This window comes from Burkholderia sp. BCC1996, from assembly GCF_905339955.1.
Classification (GTDB): Bacteria; Pseudomonadota; Gammaproteobacteria; order Burkholderiales; family Burkholderiaceae; genus Burkholderia.
Window position 1 is genome coordinate 1 of record NZ_CAJPHM010000053.1, and the last position, 17,385, is coordinate 17,385.

At 59.4% G+C, this 17,385-nt stretch carries 14 protein-coding genes and 1 pseudogene; 9 read left to right on the top strand and 6 right to left on the bottom strand.

Translation table 11 applies throughout. From position 1 onward, the window contains the following. Positions 1-120: 120 nt before the first annotated feature. Positions 121-339 (top strand): annotated as a pseudogene (locus U4Z64_RS36605) (transposase); the annotation flags it as partial. A gap of 757 nt (positions 340-1,096) precedes the next feature. Here the strand turns inward: U4Z64_RS36605 and U4Z64_RS36610 are convergent. After that, positions 1,097-1,795: a helix-turn-helix transcriptional regulator gene (locus U4Z64_RS36610; RefSeq protein WP_321822594.1), complete on the bottom strand. Its 699-nt coding sequence runs from the start codon at positions 1,793-1,795 to the stop codon at positions 1,097-1,099. Positions 1,796-2,216: 421 nt separating this feature from the next. On the opposite strand from U4Z64_RS36610, the gene U4Z64_RS36615 reads away from it, so the two are divergent. From U4Z64_RS36615 to U4Z64_RS36640, 6 genes are all read left to right on the top strand, one after another. Then, entirely contained in the window at positions 2,217-3,716 is a 1,500-nt protein-coding gene (locus U4Z64_RS36615) for an APC family permease (RefSeq protein ID WP_321822595.1), read from the top strand. Positions 3,717-3,820: 104 nt separating this feature from the next. Next, positions 3,821-5,074, top strand: coding sequence for a hypothetical protein (locus tag U4Z64_RS36620; protein WP_321822596.1), 1,254 nt, complete (start codon positions 3,821-3,823; stop codon positions 5,072-5,074). A gap of 24 nt (positions 5,075-5,098) precedes the next feature. Next, entirely contained in the window at positions 5,099-5,554 is a 456-nt protein-coding gene (locus U4Z64_RS36625) for a flavodoxin domain-containing protein (protein WP_321822597.1), read from the top strand. Positions 5,555-5,564: 10 nt separating this feature from the next. Further along, positions 5,565-6,761, top strand: a complete 1,197-nt coding sequence (locus U4Z64_RS36630; protein WP_321822598.1) for a cytochrome P450 — start codon at positions 5,565-5,567, stop codon at positions 6,759-6,761. A 136-nt stretch (positions 6,762-6,897) separates the two neighbouring features. Continuing rightward, positions 6,898-8,241 carry an MFS transporter gene (locus U4Z64_RS36635; RefSeq protein WP_321822599.1) on the top strand — a complete coding sequence of 448 codons (1,344 nt, stop codon included), beginning with the start codon at positions 6,898-6,900 and terminating at the stop codon, positions 8,239-8,241. A gap of 475 nt (positions 8,242-8,716) precedes the next feature. Continuing rightward, complete coding sequence (locus tag U4Z64_RS36640) at positions 8,717-9,847, top strand: porin (protein ID WP_321822600.1); 1,131 nt, start codon at positions 8,717-8,719, stop codon at positions 9,845-9,847. 80 nt (positions 9,848-9,927) lie between these two features. Here U4Z64_RS36640 and U4Z64_RS36645 read toward each other — a convergent pair whose 3' ends face one another. The 5 genes from U4Z64_RS36645 to U4Z64_RS36665 all read right to left on the bottom strand — a co-directional run bounded on the left by U4Z64_RS36645 (position 9,928) and on the right by U4Z64_RS36665 (position 15,428). Continuing rightward, positions 9,928-10,623, bottom strand: coding sequence for a GntR family transcriptional regulator (locus tag U4Z64_RS36645; RefSeq protein WP_060067727.1), 696 nt, complete (start codon positions 10,621-10,623; stop codon positions 9,928-9,930). Positions 10,624-10,769: 146 nt separating this feature from the next. After that, a complete protein-coding gene (locus tag U4Z64_RS36650) occupies positions 10,770-12,383 on the bottom strand; it encodes a bifunctional 3-(3-hydroxy-phenyl)propionate/3-hydroxycinnamic acid hydroxylase (protein ID WP_321822601.1) in 1,614 nt (537 codons plus the stop codon). Between the two features lie 90 nt (positions 12,384-12,473). Further along, entirely contained in the window at positions 12,474-13,907 is a 1,434-nt protein-coding gene (locus U4Z64_RS36655; protein WP_321822604.1) for an aldehyde dehydrogenase family protein, read from the bottom strand. Positions 13,908-13,984: 77 nt separating this feature from the next. Then, the gene (locus tag U4Z64_RS36660) at positions 13,985-14,548 is read right to left on the bottom strand and encodes a VOC family protein (protein ID WP_077178901.1); all 564 of its coding nucleotides are present in this window, start codon (positions 14,546-14,548) and stop codon (positions 13,985-13,987) included. Between the two features lie 28 nt (positions 14,549-14,576). Next, a complete protein-coding gene (locus U4Z64_RS36665; RefSeq protein WP_321822602.1) occupies positions 14,577-15,428 on the bottom strand; it encodes a fumarylacetoacetate hydrolase family protein in 852 nt (283 codons plus the stop codon). 120 nt (positions 15,429-15,548) lie between these two features. Between U4Z64_RS36665 and U4Z64_RS36670 the strand changes: the two genes are divergently transcribed. Together U4Z64_RS36670 and U4Z64_RS36675 are read left to right on the top strand one after the other, a co-directional pair. Continuing rightward, complete coding sequence (locus U4Z64_RS36670; protein WP_062885811.1) at positions 15,549-16,130, top strand: amino acid synthesis family protein; 582 nt, start codon at positions 15,549-15,551, stop codon at positions 16,128-16,130. A 134-nt stretch (positions 16,131-16,264) separates the two neighbouring features. Continuing rightward, the gene (locus U4Z64_RS36675) at positions 16,265-17,374 is read left to right on the top strand and encodes an alcohol dehydrogenase catalytic domain-containing protein (RefSeq protein ID WP_321822603.1); all 1,110 of its coding nucleotides are present in this window, start codon (positions 16,265-16,267) and stop codon (positions 17,372-17,374) included. Positions 17,375-17,385: the final 11 nt, after the last annotated feature.

The window sequence follows — 17,385 nt, forward strand, 5'->3', positions numbered from 1 at the left end:
GAAAGGAACTGTCGTCACATGCTGCCTCGAGTTAGAGGGGCCACGTGAGAAACGGACCTGTTCTCTGGAGCGCTAGGCTACCTGACACCAGCAAAGGTCACTTTCGAGGAGGGTTTGAGAATGCGGAAGCGCTTTACGGACGAGCAAATCATCGGCTTCTTGAGAGAGGCCGAAGCTGGCGAGGCGGTCCAGTATCTGTGCAGGACGTACGGTTTCAGCGATACATCCTTCTACTCCTGGCGGGCGAAGTTTGGTGGCAACGACGGCGTTGAATCGCAAAGGTTGAAGTACCTTGAGGGGGAGAATAATCGACTAAGGAAACTATTGGCGGAAGCCTTGGCCAAGCAAGGGGCATCGGGTATCGCTAGAGACGATGTGTAGATCGTCCACGTCGCCTGGGTCGTCGTCGTTCCGATGCCGTTGTGATTGGCGTCGAGCGATCCGGCGTTCGACCTGAACAGATCATGATCTTCACGCTTTGTCGATCGTAACCACCTCTGCGCTTCAATGTCGGGTTGGCGCGCAGACCTCAGTAGTGGACTCAACAGGGAACCGAGTCATGCGAAAGATATTCCTGCGATCGCTGCATAGCCGTCATTCGATTGACTCAGCAGAGGTCTCTGCTTGTCAGGCGGATTCCGATGCTGGTATACGCAATATTGAGCCAGACCGAAACAGCCTGGTTACGTACTACAGCCTCGGACAAGTGGTTGCGCACCTGCGTTTCGACGCGCGGAATGGAGAGCAGAGTCCGGCCGAGCGTAGCCGAAAATAAAAAACCGGTCCAACGTCAGATCACGGCTTGGAAGCGGCCACCGTCAAAGTACGCGGTGGAAACGCCACTGAACGTGCCAAGTCGGACCCGGTCTCCCGTCTGTACCTTTGACGAAGCTGTCGAAACCATAGCGTGTCAAGCTGATGGTATTGCGAAAACTTGCAGGTTCAGCGTGCCGCGTGCCTTCGTATGGTGCCTGGAGCGGGGCGCAAGTCGTTTCGACGGCCTGGTTGATGTCGGCGTCGGTTCGCCCCGCCTCCAACTGAACCGCAATGGACATCACGCATCAGACTTCGCTGCCACGAGGCGGAACTGCAACGGTCAATATGCGGTTATCGAGTGCAGAAATGACGCGACTTGTGACCGCGTATTCAATCCGAGCTTTGCCAGCACCCTTCCCACGTGCGTTTTGACTGTCACCAGCTCGATCTGGCATTCGTGGCAAATCTCCTTGTTGGAAAGTCCACTCGCAATCAAATTGGCGATCGCTAGCTCGCGGGCTGTCAATAGATGGTGCTCGGTGAGTTTCCGATTGCGTCGATGGGTTTTTATCGAATCCAATCCGATCAGGTTGAACTGGATATAGCTGTGCATTTCCTGGAGTACGGATTCATTGTCGATGGTTTTGTCGTGTCTGCCTTTTAGAACATTGAGAAAAGCGATGGCTCGGCTGTCCTGCCAAAAGACAAAAGCGGCCTCGTCCACGAACCCATACCGCGCCATAAACTGTGCGTATGGGATGTGGCAATCTCTAAATCTATTGTCTGCGATCTTTCTTAGAGTAACGACCGAAGATCTGTTTGATAAAAGAAAGTCGGGGGAGATCGGATCGAACTCTCTGAAGTCTCGGTAATAGTCGCGAATCATCACGTCGCCGAGGCCGTGTTCCGTGCACGGTGGAATCTTCTGGGTAGCGTCAATCCAGGTAAAGATTGCGGCAGACGATTCCAGCAGGGTTTGGGAAAACGCGATGGTCCGCTTGGCGAAGTCCTTGCAATCGTCGTTCAGGTGATATCGCATGGTTTATCCAAGTGGAATAGACAAAAGATCCTTTCCGAACCTGTCTAACGGAGGCCGGAACGCTGGCGGCCTACTCGAAAAGGCTGCTAGCACGATGTTCAGCGATAGGAAGCAAGAACCGAACCAAGACGACTGACAGGTCACGCGCTCCCGTATACGGCGACGGTGGCGATGAATCTGACAGAGTGCCCGGGTGCCGTAGAGGTAGACGCACGATCTGGAAGCGCGTCGTTGCACGTTGCTCGTGCATGGCGCACCACGTGCGATCGGCGCTCCATCTTGAAGCGACGTATAGATACTTTCGGAGGATGCTGGCCAGAAATTCGCTGAATATAGTTCGGCTACCAAGTCAACGGGTTCTGCGGTACGCGCATCAAAGTGCGATACCGAGAGAACCGCGCACAGCAAAGAGGTGGCTCGAATGAAGACAAGCGGTTACAGGGCGATTGCAGAGAAGGGAAATAAACTTACCGGGAACATGGGCGCCTTTGGTCTTACGCTGAGCGTTTTGGCTTTCTCGGCCCCTCTCACGACCGTATCGGGATATGTGCCGGTCGCGTTGATGTATGGAGGTGCAGCCAGCCCCACCATCTTCATCGCGACGATGGTTCTGCTGATGCTGTTCTCGCTAGGGTATCTGACACTCAACCATGCTGCGAAGCGACCGGGCGACTTCTACGCATTCATCACGCATGGCTTGGGCAAGAGTGCCGGGCTTGGAGCCGGATTGCTCGCCACGATTACGTACTTCATCATCCTGGCCGGCGTTCCGGCGTATTTTGGCGTTGCGTCCGCTGATCTGCAGCGGACGCTTACGGGATGGGCATTTCCCTGGTACTACTTTACGCTGGCATGTTGGCTTGCCATCGCGATTTTCGGGTATCTGCACATCGAAGTATCCGCGAAGTTCCTGACTTGGGTAATGGTCGCAGAAGTCATCGTTTGCATCGCGTTCTGCGCCGGAGTTATTGGCAGCAATCCCTCAAGCGACTTGCCGCCGAACGCCATTTTTTCCCCATCCGGATTGTTCAACGCGAACAGCCCGTTTGCCATGCTGTTTGCCGTCTCTTTCTTTATGGGTTTCGAGGCGACGGCATTGTTCCGTGATGAGGTGCGCGACCCGGATAGAACCATTCCGCGAGCAACTTATGGTGCGGTGATCTTCATCGGTCTGTTGTATACGTTCTGCGCATATGCACTGATTCGCGTGTATGGACACGATGTAGTCTCCGTCGCAACGCAATCGCCCGCCACCATGTTTCAGAATGCCTTCGACAAATTCGTAAGTGCGAGGATGCGCACGCCGGTCGCGATCCTGGTTTTGACCTCGGCGTTTGCATCCAGCTTGTCCATTCATAACGTGCTGACGCGTTATCTTCATAACCTCGGCATCGACGGTGCATTTCCGCAGTACCTGAGTGCGATCCATCCGAAGCATTTATCACCGCACCGCTCGTCCATTACGGTTTCGACGCTGACGCTGCTTGTTCTTCTGCCGTTCATCGTGACCGGGGCCCAACCGGAATTGCTTTACGGTCGACTGTCTGGCGTCGGTACCGCAGGAGGATTGATCCTTATGACCGTCGTGAATGTTTCATGTCTCGTCTGGTATTTCCGCGAGGGGCGGTTCATCGGTGCAGGCGTTTTCAAAGCGTGTGTTGCGCCCGGCATCTCCGCATTCCTGTTCGTTGCGCTCGTCGTCCTCGTTGGCAAGCACTTCGAGCTTCTCGTTGGCGGCGAACCAGGCCAAAGCACCTGGATGCTCTATAGCCTGTGCGCAGTGCAGATTTTCGGGATGGCATTGGCCGTTTATTTCAGGAAGGCCAAGCCGGAAGTGTTCCGGAGGTTGGGGCGCAATCCTGACGTCGAGCCGCGAGATGGCGGCACGGACGACGAGGCCGTTCTCGCCGTCATCCAATGACATATCCATGCTTCGGATGTGAATCTCAATAGCTTCGGTTTCAGTCGCGAAGCAACTCGGCATCCGATTCATCTCCGTTTCAAGAGACCAGTCCAGGTACGTTCATGCGCATCATTAATCCATCCATTGCCGTCGTGGGAAGCGGACCGTCCGGGTGCTACCTGGCTCAGTCGTTGATAAAGGTTTGGCCGGATTCGGCAGTGTCGGTGTTTGAATCGGAGCCGGTGCCATTCGGTCTGTTGCGTTACGGCATCGCAGCCGATCATCAAGGTTCGAAATCCGTGGCGATGCAGTTCGATCGGTTGTTTAGACGCGATAGGGTCAATTTTTTCGGAAATGTAGCTATCGGAAAAGACCTGTCGTTTGAGCGATTGACAGAGAGTTTCGACATTGTGGCGCTCGCGACAGGTTTGGCAACGGATTCGGTTCTTCCGGTTCCACAACACCCGAAAGCAAACGTCGTTGGGGCAGGCGAAATACTGCGGGCGCTGAACGGCTATCCCGAGCCTCGGTTGCCCCATAACAGAGGGCGATTTTGCTCCTTGGGTGAATCGTTGGCGATCGTCGGGCACGGGAACGTCGCCATAGACGTTGCCCGGTTGCTGGCCAAACGCATCGAGCAATTCGATAACTCCGATATCGACGACGAGCGGCTATCGATGCTTCGCTCGAATCGTCTCGAGCGGATTCATCTCGTCGGAAGGTCCAGCGCAGGCGACGCGAAATTTGACCTTGCCATGCTGCGTGAACTCTGTGATCTGGGGCATGTAAAGGTATCTGCATCGGGTCTTTCGGACGACGATCAGAGCGAAAAGGCACAAGTGCTGCGGAATGCCGCGAGACGCATCGTATATGCCAAACCGCTGGTGGAAATTGTTTTCCACTTCGAATGTACGCCGGTGCAGGTCGATGCATTGCTGACGAAGAGCGTTTTGCGCGGACACTCGAAAGCCGAAGGTATCGTGAGCTTCCACGTCGACACGATCGTTACGGCCATTGGTTTTACGAACGAGGTCGGCGATATCGGCGCTCGATGCCGGCCGTGGCGTGCGTTGAATGTATTCGAGGTCGGTTGGGCGAAGAACGGCGGAAAGGGCGGGGTTGCCGCGAATCGCAGAGACGCACAAGCCGTGGCCGCGCAGATCATCACGATGGTGCAAGACGGAGCGCTGCCGATCGGCCGGCCCGGACTGGCCGCGCTCGGAGACCAGTTTCCAGCCGATTTCGTGAATTACGCCGGCTGGCTGGAGGTGGACCGGTATGAACGGGATGCTGCGGGGCCGAACAGGCTCCGCAAAAAAATTGCGGATCGCAGGCGCCTGCTGGAAGTGGCAAGGCAGGTCGTGAGCGTCGGGTAATCGTCTAAATATGAGCAAAAAGAAATGAATGCATCAATTTTGATTCTGTTTGGCACGGAGAGCGGTAACGCAGAGATGGTTGCCGACGATATTGCGATGTGCTTCGCCGAGAAAGATATGCCGAGCGTCGTCAAATCGATGGCGGATCAAGCAGTGGACGAACTGGAGGCGATCAGTTTCGCGATCTTTGTTACTTCTACGTACGGCGAGGGCGATATGCCGGAGACGACCGAGCCGTTCTATCGCGCGCTCGTCGAGACGCGTCCCGATCTGGCTGCGACGAGATTTGCAGCGTTTGGGCTCGGGGATTCCAGCTACGCGAACTACAACCGAGCAATCGATCTATTGACTGAGATGCTCGCTTCGTGCGGCGCCACGCAAATTGGCGAAACGGGACGGCACAATGCATCGAAAGGCTTGCCTGCAAACCAGGTGGCGGTGGCATGGTCCAAAAGCATCCTTTCGATCTTGGGCGAATAAGGTGGTTTCGATGAAAAATCAAGCAGGCGATTTCATTAGTGATCCGTACCTTCCGTGGGCGGACCTCGCATTTCGCGACAACCCATATCCATGGTATGAGCGATTGCAACGCGAGGCACCGGTGTATCGGATTAGCGAACGTGAGTTCGTCGTCTCGAAGTATTCCGACTATGTGGAGTTTGCCAAGCATCCGGCGATGAGCATGGAGGAGCCGAACTGGGTGAAACCCCATCCGTGGCACGTGTTCAAGGAAAGCGTGCTGTTCTACGACCCGCCACGGCAGACGCTATTGCGGCGGCACTTCAACAAGTGGTTCACGCCGAAGATGGTCGCGGAATGGGCGAAGCATACAAAGGCGCTTGTGAGCGACGCGCTGGACAATATCGCGCAAGATGACATTGTCGAGGCTCATCACACTATTTGTGTCGTACCCACCCACGTCACGATGTGCCGCATCTTCGACATACCGGAAGACGACATCGAGGGTGTGATGGAGAACGGGTTGCGTATTGTCATGGCTCAGTCTCCGGCGTCAACGAAGGCGCAGCTAGACGATGCGGTAGAGGGGTTCAAGTATCTGTTCGACCGGTGCAACGCGTTTGTTGCCGAGAAGCGCCGAAATCCTGGAAGTGGTCTTGCGGACGCGCTAATCGAGGCGCAAGCGCGAGGCGAACTATCCGAGGCTGAAGTCGTCCAGGCCATGGTCAATTTTTTCTTCTCCGGTGCACCTAATCCGGCTTACGTGCTCGCGTCGACGTTGGAGCATTTCACGCACGAGCCTGAACTCTTTGACCTCTACAAAGCCGATCGAGAAAGCCGTCAGGCGATGATCAACGAATTCCTGCGCCTGTATCCGCCAGAGATGTCCTTCACTCGGTACAACAAGGCCGCGGTTACGATCAGAGGCACGGTGATCCCGGAAAATAGCGTCATTCGCTTCATGACTGCGGCAGTCAATCGGGATCCTGATGTGTTCGAAGATCCGAACACATTCGACCATACTCGTTCGATGCGTGAAAGCCAGATGCTGTCGTTCGGCATCGGAACACACAGCTGCGCGGGGCAATTGATCAGCCGCGTCGAGATCGAGGTGATCTTGTCAGCCATAGCGGAACGCTATTCGCGCGTGGAACTTGCCGGCTCTCCCGCGGTTCAGCACGACGATCGCATTCGCAACTATTTGACTTTGCCGTTGCGTTTTTCCTGAAGCGACCGACGGCGCGAATCGGGGGATGCTCGCTGATCGGGCGTATTCCGGACTAGCGCTCGAGGAGCGTCTCGCGTGCAACAACTGCTCGGGGCGCTCCCTTCATTCCGCTATCGGCGACCCGCCCGGTGTCGTCATGCGCACGCTGTCGACCGTATCGTCCTTTGCTTCCGTCATTCCTCATCCGCGCTCCGATAGCATGCCTTCCAATAGCCGCTCGTCCGGGAAGTTTCCCGTCGATGTCCCAACCTCACGACATCAATGGTTCGCCGTATTTGCCGTCGCGGTCAGCGCATTTGCGTTCGTCACTTGCGAATTTCTACCGGTCGGCCTTCTGGCGCACATCGCTCTGGATCTGCATGTCACGTCCGGGACGGCGGGCCTGATGATGACCTTGCCCGGTGTGATGGCTGCCTTGGCCGCGCCGACCTCGGTGGTTGTTGTTGGAAAATGGGATCGCAGGTACATACTTTTGATATTAACCGGATTGCTGACGTGCTCAAGCTTCGTCAGTGCGTACTCGACGAGCTTCACGACGATGCTTGCCGGCAGGGCACTGTTGGGGATCGCATTGGGAGCGTTCTGGACGCTCGCGACCACGGCGGCGGGGCGCATGGTGCAAGCCCGGGATACGGCGCGTGCGATCGCATGCATCCTGGGAGGGGTTGCATCGGCTACTGTCATTGGTGTGCCGCTCGGGACACTGATCGCTACGCTCGCATCCTGGCGGGAATCGTTCATTGCGACCGGTGTCCTCGCAACGGTAGCGCTTTTTGCGCAGGTCGCCTTCGTGCCGAAGCTGACAGCTGAAACCACCGTGGGCATTCAGGACTTCATTTCGCTGCTGCGTCGGCCGCACGTGCGTCTGAGCCTGATGATGGTGGCGTTCGTATTCGGCGCGCATTTTTCCACCTATACGTACCTGGAACCTCGTCTCGGAGAGGACTTTTCGGTATCGGAGATTTCAAGCCTGCTGATGCTGTTTGGTATTGTCGGCTTCATGTCGAACGTGACGCTTTCGGCGGTGATGGATGGCCACGTGAAAGTCGCCACCGCGATCGCGACGGCTCTGCTGTTCTTCGCATTGTTGCTGATGGTGGTACTGGATCACGCGCGAATCGGCGAGGCGGCAGCATTATCGCTCTGGGGCGTAGCGTTCGGTGCAATCCCGTTGTGCTTCAGTATCTGGACTCAGCACGATGCCGCTGACTGCCCCGAAGTCGGTTCGGCGCTCTTCATTTGCGTTGTTCAAGTCGCCATCGCGATTGGGTCCGCCGTGGGAGGGCTGATCGTCGATCATATGGGCATACGAGCAGATTTCTCTATCGGGTGTATTTCCTCCGTGCTCGGGTTGGTGACCCTATGCACACTGAAGGCCCCATCGTGCGGGCAGCGGGCGTTTTCGCCTGCTACGGGTAGAACCGTAGTCGGCCAACACCCTGGCTCGTCACACCGAAATAGCCCGCCAGTCTCTGAATAATCGCCATCCAATCCAACGATTCGCCTAGCCATTTCCCCCTTCAGATCGCGGTCTGGAGTTGATGGGATCGTGCGACACGGTGTCCCCATCGCAACCGGACATGACGTACTTGCCGCGATTGGGGAATACGAACTCGCCGCCATCGTGACCGTTATGAAAGTCATTGAGTCACGAACACGTGCAGCGTTTAAAGACCATCACGGTTCGAAGCGAAGCCTCGCTTCTCAGCCTGCGCCCCCGGATGCTGATCGCTGACCCTTTGCAACTTCATTGACGTGCCACGTAGCGACCGCCGCAGCGTGTGGAGTAGCTGCAGCTTCGACGTCGGCGTGCGTCTTCATGCTGCAGCGCACTCACGCGTAAACACGGAGTTTTGCGTCTTGCAAAGCCGTGTAGAGTGTGCGCAAAGAATATAAATATGCACAAAAAGGCATCTTAGGCATTTCTTGTGCATATTGGCGACTTCGTAAACGGTATGGAGGAGACGATGGTGAAAAGGTGGGTCATTACGTCAATTGCCTGCGCGACAGCGGGTCTGGGTCCGGTATCGTGTGCCTATGGGCAAAGCAGCGTGACGCTCTGGGGCTTGCTTGATGCAGGTGTGTCATACATCAGCAATACGTCGGGCCACCCTGCATGGCGGCTCGACGACGGCATCGCGTTGCCCAACCTGCTGGGATTTCGCGGGACCGAGGATCTCGGTGGCGGCACCCGCGCGGTGTTCCAGCTGGTGACGCAGTTCACGCTGCAGGGCAATCTTGTCGCTCAGAAGAGCAACGGGAGCGGTACCGGAACCGGGCTTTTCGCGCGCAATGCATGGGTCGGCCTCGATAACGCTCGCTTCGGCAAGCTCACGCTCGGACGCCAGTACGACTTCATGGTCGACACGCTGTTCGCCGATGTCGGGGCCGATATGGCGATGTATGGCGGCGGATTCTACGGCTTCCGGGATGGTCCGTTTGCGAAGCTCGGCATTCCCGATTCTCCGCCGAACGAGGCGTTCGACTTCGACCGCATGAACGGCGATACGCCTCTTGGCAACGCGGTCAAGTACACGAGTCCGTTGCTGGGAGGATTCCGGTTCGGCGGAATGTACGCATTCGGTGGCGTGGCCGGGGATTTCCGCCAAAACAGCGCGGAAAGCTTCGGTGCCAGCTACAGTGCTGGCGCGTTTGCGTTCGGCGCGGCCTATACCGACGTGCGTTATGCGTCATTGCTCGGCGACAGCATCAGGAACTACGGGCTCGGCGCGAAATATCGCGGCGACAAGTTGCTGCTGACGGCGCTGTTCACTGACACGCGCAACACGCACAACGGCGCGGTTGTCAACGCGGCGGAGGTCGGCGCACTGTATCAGTTCACGCCGGCGTTCTCGACGAGCGTCGCCTACACCTACATGTGGGGGAACGAGGTTGTCGACCGCAATCACGCCCATCAATGGGGGGCCGTTGCGAAGTACCATCTGTCGAAGCGGACGGCCGTCTATCTGCAATCGGTGTATCAGCTGACGAACGGGGGGGCGAATGCGTCGATCAACGGGACGTTCGGCCCGTCGAGCAGTCGCTCGCAGTTCATCGGCCGGATCGGCATGCAAACGATGTTCTGATTGATCCGTGCGACGGCGGCGGGAGTCGCCGTCGCAATGGGGTGCATTCGCAGACGCAGTATCGGGGCACTGCGCGCGACTTACTGCACCGATGCCAATTGCCGTTCCAGTGCCGCGGCAACACGAGTCAACGTCCCCTCGATATGCTTGCGCAGCAATTTCGCTGCCTTGTCCTTTTCCCGTCCGATCGCCGCTTTCATCAGCGCCTCGTGTTCCGCGCCCTTGTGGCGTTCCTCCGTCCGATGGAGTGCCGAGTAGCGCCGATAGCGTTCGGCGCGGTCGAACAACGATCCGACCATGTTCAGCAGCAGCGGGCTCGGCGTCGCGGACAGCAACGCCATATGGTAGGCGCGATGGCGCTCCGACCAGTCGTCGTCGAGGGCCACCGGGCCGGTACCCATCCGCTTTTCGGCGAGGCTCAGCCGATGGAACGCCGTCAGCACGGCAACTTCCCAGTCGTCGTCGCCATGCTCGATGGAATCCATCAGCGCTTCGTGTTCAAGCAGGATGCGCAGGCGCGTGATGTCCTTGAAGTCGTCGATACTGATCGGCGCGACCCAGAAGCCGCGATTCTCGGTCGCCTGCACGATTCCGTCCTGCGCGAGGCGGTTCAGTGCTTCGCGAATCGGTGAACTGCTGAGACCGTAGGTCTTCGACAGACTCTCGACCTTCAGGCGCGTGCCTGGCTCCAGTTCACACCGGATGATCGAGGTTTTCATCCGCGCGAAGGCAACATCGATGAGCGGGGCACCATTGGAGGCAGGTGTCGAATCCATGGCGTGGCATTCCGGATTGTCAATGCGGTAATTTTATGCGCAAAGCTCGCTTCTATGCAAGATTGAGTCGCAAGGCTCGTCGGACAAAAAAAGCGCTCGGGCGAAGCACCGAGCGCTGAGGGCTGTTACATGATGCGGGTTCCGGATCAAAGGCTCGTTGCCGGCGCGTCAAGTGCTTGCGAGCCGTTGGTCGCCAGCGCGCCCATGAGCTCGTCGAGCAGCGCAAGCGCCTCATGCGGCTCACGGCAACCACCGTACACATAGTGGTCGGGGCGGGCGAGAACCACACGGCAATCGTGTTGCGCCATCCAGCCGGTCAGCACGCCACTGACGTCCTGATACGTATCCGGCGAGGCATCGGGCGCGAGCGCGTCGGGCCCGATCGCGACGAACCGGATCGCCGGATGCTGCAGGCGATCGCATGCCTGCCGAAGTTGCGCGACGGTCGCGGCATCGGTACGGGCGTCCACCGCGAGCCGGAAGGTCGCGCCGGTCACGTCGTCGAGCAGGCGCTCGTCGCCGGCGGCCGTCCGCACGCGTGGTTGCGGAAACAGCAGCCCGCGTGGCCTGTCGCTCGAAGCGGACAGAAAGCCGTCGCTCAACCCCGGGATCAACGATTGCCGGACCATTCCCCGCGGATTGGCGGCCATCTCCGCATGCAAGCGCTCGTCGCGCGCGCTGGCCGCGACCGGATCGCGTTCACAGATCAGCTTGCCCAGTTCCTTCGTCACGAGTGTCGTGCGCTTGACGTGCGGCAACCGTTCAGCCTGGTAACTGTCGAGCAGTGCCGTACCGGCCTTGCCACGCGTAACCATCGCGAGCTTCCAGACGAGATTGGACGCATCCCGGATGCCTTGACACATTCCCTGCGCGAGGAATGGCGGTGTCATGTGCGCTGCGTCACCGAGGAAGAATATCCGCCCGGCTCGCCAGTTGCGCAGCACGAGCGCGTGAAACCGGTAGGCGGATGCACGCCAGATCTCGTATTCGTCGTCTGCGAGCCAGCGCGAAATCAGCTTTTTCACGAACTCGGGCCGGCAGGCCTCGGCAGGCGTCTCGTCCGCGTTGATCATGAACTCCCAGCGACGGCAGCGGCCGGGGCCGACGACGAACGTCGACGGGCGCGCGATCTCGCAATACTGCACGTTGGTTGCCGGCAGGCTCTCGCCGGCGCCGTCTTTGATCATCACGTCGACGACGAGCCACGGCTCGTCGAAGTCGAGATCCTCCATGTCCAGGCCGAGCCGCGTACGGATCGGGCTCGTTCCTCCATCGCAGGCCAGCACATGGCCCGCGGTGAACGTGCGTTGCTCGCCCGACGCCAGCGAGATCGTCACGGATGCGGCATCGTCGTGCGATTCGACCGCGGACGCTTCCGCACCGAGCTCGACTCTGACCGACGGGTAGCCGGCGAGATTGTCGCGCAGGATCCCTTCGATTTGCGGCTGCATGAACACGTAGTTCGGTGCCCAGCCGAGCTGGTATGGCGGGGCTGCCGCGTCGATGCGGCGAATCACCCGCGTGTCGGTCGTCCGGTATTCGGACGGGCGGTACGGCATCACGTATTGCGCGATCCTGTCTGCGATCCCGAGGTTGGCCAGGATCCGCATGATTTCCTGGTCGAATCCCATTGCCCGCGGCTTGTCGTAGACAGTAGGCGACTTGTCGACGACCAGCGCGCGCAGGCCGGCCTGACCGGCCAGGTTGGCGGCGACTGCACCGACCGGGCCGAGACCGACAATGATCAAATCGAAGTCCACATCTCCTCCATGTTCATATTCGTTCCGCCAGAACCGACTACGTTCGCCCGGCGGTGCGGGCGGGTCCACCGGACCGTCGCCCGACTGATCTCAGTATGCCTTCGTGTAGGCGGTCTTGACGGTCGTGAAGAATTCGGCGGCGTATCGGCCTTGCTCGCGCGAGCCGTAGCTCGACGACTTCGTGCCACCGAACGGCACGTGATAGTCGACCCCCGCGGTGGGCACGTTGACCATCACCATCCCGCTGCGCATGTGTTGCCTGAAATGCGTCGCATGTTTCAGAGACGTCGTACAGATGCCGGCTGACAATCCGAACTCGCTGGCGTTCGCGATCTCCAGCGCCTCGTCGTAATCCTTCGCCGGGATAGCGCACGCGATCGGGCCGAAGATCTCCTCGCGCGCGATGCGCATCGTCGGTGCCGCATCGGAGAACAGCGCCGGCGTCAGAAAATGGCCTCGTGTGCTGCGGACGATGGTCGTACCGCCGCAGATCAGCGTCGCCCCTTCATTCCGGCCGATTTCCACGTACGCTTCATCCAGTCGCAGTTGCTCGCTGTCGACAACGGGTCCGATTTGCGTGTCGGCGTCGAGCGCATGCCCGACGCGGAGTTGCCCGAGCGCCTCCGCAACACGGTTGACGAAGCGCGTGTAAATGCCTTTCTGCACGATGAAACGGGATGATGCGGTGCAGCGCTGCCCGGTCGAGTAATAGGCGCCCTGTATCGCACAGTCGACGGCGACGTCGAGGTCCGCGTCTTCCAGGATGACGAGCGGATTCTTGCCACCCATCTCGAGCTGCATCCGCTTGAACTGGCGCGCGCCCTGCAGCAGCAGGTTCCGCCCGGTATCGACCGATCCGGTGAACGAGATCGCGTGGATGTTCGGCGAGGCGACCATCGCGTTGCCGACGACACTGCCGCGCCCCATCACGAGATTGAATGTGCCGGGCGGAATGCCGCTGCGGTGGATGATGTCCGCGAGCGCCCACGCGGATCCCGGGACGAGGTCCGCCGGCTTGAAGACGACGCTGTTGCCGTGCGCCAGTGCCGGCGCGATCTTCCAGGCCGGAATGGCCATCGGGAAGTTCCACGGCGTGATGATGCCGACGACACCGACCGGCTCGCGCGTGATATTGACGTCGACGAGCGGTCTGACCGACGGCAGGGACTCGCCGCCCGAGCGCACCGCTTCGGCGGCGTGGAACTTGAATATCTGCCCGGCACGCGCGACTTCGGCAATGCCCTCGGCAAGCGTCTTGCCTTCTTCACGCGATAGCAGCGTACCGAGTTCCGTCTGCCGCGAGAGCAATTCGCTGCCGATCGCGTCGAGTGCATTCGCTCTGGCCTGGATGCCGTTGTCCCGCCAGCCGCGTTGAGCGTCGCAAGCGGCGTCGATTGCCTCGTGTGCCTGCTCGACATCCGCGTACGCATAGTCGCCGATTGCGTCGTCGAGATCGGACGGATTGATGTTGCGGCGTGAAGTGGCGCCGGTGCGCCACGACCCGCCAATCAGATTGCACTTCATGACCAGTGATCTCCCCCATTTTTTCAGGGTGGCGTCCGCCTGCCGTCGAACGCGGCGGACGCAGCGGATTGGTATGTCTATTCGTCGAACGCGGTGCGCTGGGCGGCGATGCGTTCGCGCATTGCCGCGATCCAGGCGTCGCGCGTCAGGAAGCCCGGGCGGCGCTGGCACATCGCTTCCGTCCGTCTCAGGACTTCAGCGCTCGGGAGATCGAGATCGAGCGGCTCGCGACAAGGCTGCGCGGTGAAGAACGGGCTGTCGACGTAGAGTTCGATCGGATTGCCTTCAGGATCCTTGAAATAGATCGACCAGGCGTTGCCGTGATCGACTTGCTCGATACCGGCGACGCCCGCGCGTTTCGCGCGTTGGTAATACGTCCGCAGATCGTCCAGCGAGTCGAGCAGGAAGGAAAGCTGGTTGACCGGATTGAAGGGGAGGTCGGTGGGCTTTCCATCGAACAACACGAGCTGGTGATGGATTTCCGGATCCTGCGTCATGAAGTACAGATTGTGTCCGGTCGACGCGACGCCCTTGTCGCTGATCACGAACCCGAGTGCCTTGCGGTAATAGTCGACCATCCTGTCGAGGTCGCTGCAGAAGATTCCGCAGTGGGTGAACTGAATTTTCGGCAATGCTGTCATGATCGTCTCCTGATAGTTCGAGTATCGCTCACGCTTCGTCGATCACCGGGTTCGACAGCGTGCCGACCCCTGGAATCACCACGTCGAAGGTGTCACCGGGCTTCAGGAATACCGGCGGCTGGCGCTTGAAGCCGATCCCGCTTGGGGTTCCGGTCGCGAGGATGTCGCCCGGCTGCCAGTCGAGCGCCTGCGATACGTACGCGATCAGGGCCGGAATGTCGAAGGCGAGCTCGGACAGCTTGCCGATCTGCATCTGTTCACCATTCAACAGACCGTGGACCGAGAGTTCGCGATAGTCCGGAATTTCGTCGGCCGTGACGAGCCACGGGCCGAGCGCGCCGGTGCCGCGGAAACTCTTGCCCATCCCGTACTGGTGCGTATGGAACTGCCAATCACGGATGCTGGCATCGTTGAAGCACGTATAGCCGGCTACGTGGCTCATCGCGTCTTCCGGTGCGATATGCGATCCGCCGCGGCCGATCACGACCGCGAGTTCGGCCTCGAAGTCGAAGTTATCCGATACGGTCGGGCGAATCAGTGGCGCCCCATGCGGCAACAGAGTTTCCGCGTAACGATGGAAGATAACCGGGTACTTACCGACCGTACGGCCGGCCTCGGCAGCATGTGCAACGTAGTTGATGCCGACACAGATGATCTTGTTCGGGCGTGGAATGACCGGATCGCGTTGGACGTCGGCCAACGGAAAATCCGAGGCAGTGATGGCGACGAGCCGATGTGCTTCCTCGAGCGCCGCGTCATCCGCGAGCAGCGATGCGAGATCGGACAGCGCGGGCAAGCGCGACGCGAGATCGACGATCCCTTCTTCCTTGATTGCACCGAAAGCGGCCTTGCCGGCCCGGCGATACGACACGAGTTTCATTGCTCCTCCGTTTGGGCACAAAACATGTTTTTATGCATATTACATCGGAATTGATATAATGCAAGCACGGGAGCACAAACTGGCTCCCGGCGATCCGAACAATTTCCGTGGAGCAGAAAGATGCCGCTGGTCAATGTCAGAAAGATCAAGCTCGACCTGGAGGAGGTCTGGCACGAAGGGGGGGGGCGCGTGAGCGAGCCGCTGCGGGTCGCGGTCGCGACAGCCATCGTCGCGAATCCATATGCGGGGCGGTACGAGCCTGACCTGTTGCCGTTCATGCAAGCGCTGCGCGAACTCGGGCATGACCTGTCGTCGCGCGCCGTAGCGCTGCTCGGCGGCGCGGAGAACGTCCAGGCGTACGGAAAGGGCGCGATCGTCGGCGAGGATGGCGAACTCGAGCATGGTGCCGTATGGCACGAAGCCGGTGGCTGGGCGATGCGGGAATCGCTGGGCCAGCCGAAAGCAATGGTGCCGTCGGCCAAGACGATCGGCGGCGTTGGTACGCGCCTGATGGTACCGCTGGGCCATATTCAGGCGTCTTATGTCCGCAGTCACTATGGCACGTGCGAGGTGACCGTCTGGGATGGCCCGCGCCGCAACGAGATCGCGTTCGCACTCGCGATGGCGACGGGCGGGCGTGTGCATGCGCGGCTGGGCGGCCTCGCGGCGTCGGACGTCAAGGGTCTCGACGGCCTGCGATGAAGTTCAGGCGGAATTTGTATTTTTGTGCGTAAAGATTGATATCATGCATTTAGCCTGGCTTGAGTCGCAGACAGATGACCGGGCCGGTGAATGTGTGTTGTGAATACACGAAGAGTGACGGACAGGAGACAGACATGACGAAGATGATGCGAGCAGCACGGATGCACGATGTCGGCGCACCGATGGTGGTGGAGGATATTCCGGTGCCGTCGCCGCGGCCGACCGACGTGCTGGTGAGAGTCAAGGCATGTGGCATCGTGCCCAACCTCGGCAACGTGCTGAGCAACTGGCAGAAATGGTTTCCCCACCTGCCGCTTCCCCGGCTGCCGGCGATTTTCGGTCTCGACGCGACGGGTGTGATCGAGGAAGTCGGCAGTCAGGTTCATGCATTCAACGTGGGAGACCGCGTCTATGTGAATCCGGCGCGCTATTGTGGCGGTTGCCGCGCGTGCCGCTCGGGTGATACCACGGCCTGTCCGTACTACACATTCAATGGTTATTTCGGGTTCAGCCAGCGATCGCAGGTTATCTTCGACGACTATCCGTACGGCGGGCTGTGCGAGTTCATGACCGCGCCGCAATACAGCCTGGTCAAGATTCCCGAGAACCTGAGCCATGAGACCGCAGCGCGCTTCGGCTATCTTGGCACCGCCTATCGTGCGCTGAAGAAGGCGGAAGTCGGGCCGAGCAGCACGATCCTGATTAACGGCATCAGCGGGACGCTCGGTATCGGGGTTGCACTGTTCGGGCTCGCGCTTGGTGCGCGGAAGATTCTCGGTACCGCACGCAACAAGGAGTTGCTTCAGCGCGTGAAGGCAATTGCGCCGGATCGCATCGAGATTCTCGCGCTCGACGACGAACCGGTCGACACATGGGCGGCGCGCATCACGCGTGGAGAAGGTGTTGATGCGGTGATCGACGCACTGGGGCCCGGCGCGCCGCATACGACGCTGCAAGAATCGTTGAAGACGCTGCGCCGCAGCGGCCATCTCGTCAATATCGGCGCGGTTGCCGGCGACGTGCCGGTGAATCTTCACTACATGATGGACAATGACCAGCGCCTGAGCGGCTCTGCCTGGTTCACGGCCGGGCAAGGACAGGAAATGGCGGACATGGTCGAATCCGGCGTCGTCGATCTGTCGGTCTTCGAACACTGCACGTTCAAGCTGGAGGACATCAATGTCGCGCTGGGCGGGATCGAGAACCGAAACGGCGGCTTCAGCAACTACGTGATCTGTCCGTAACGCACATCGGC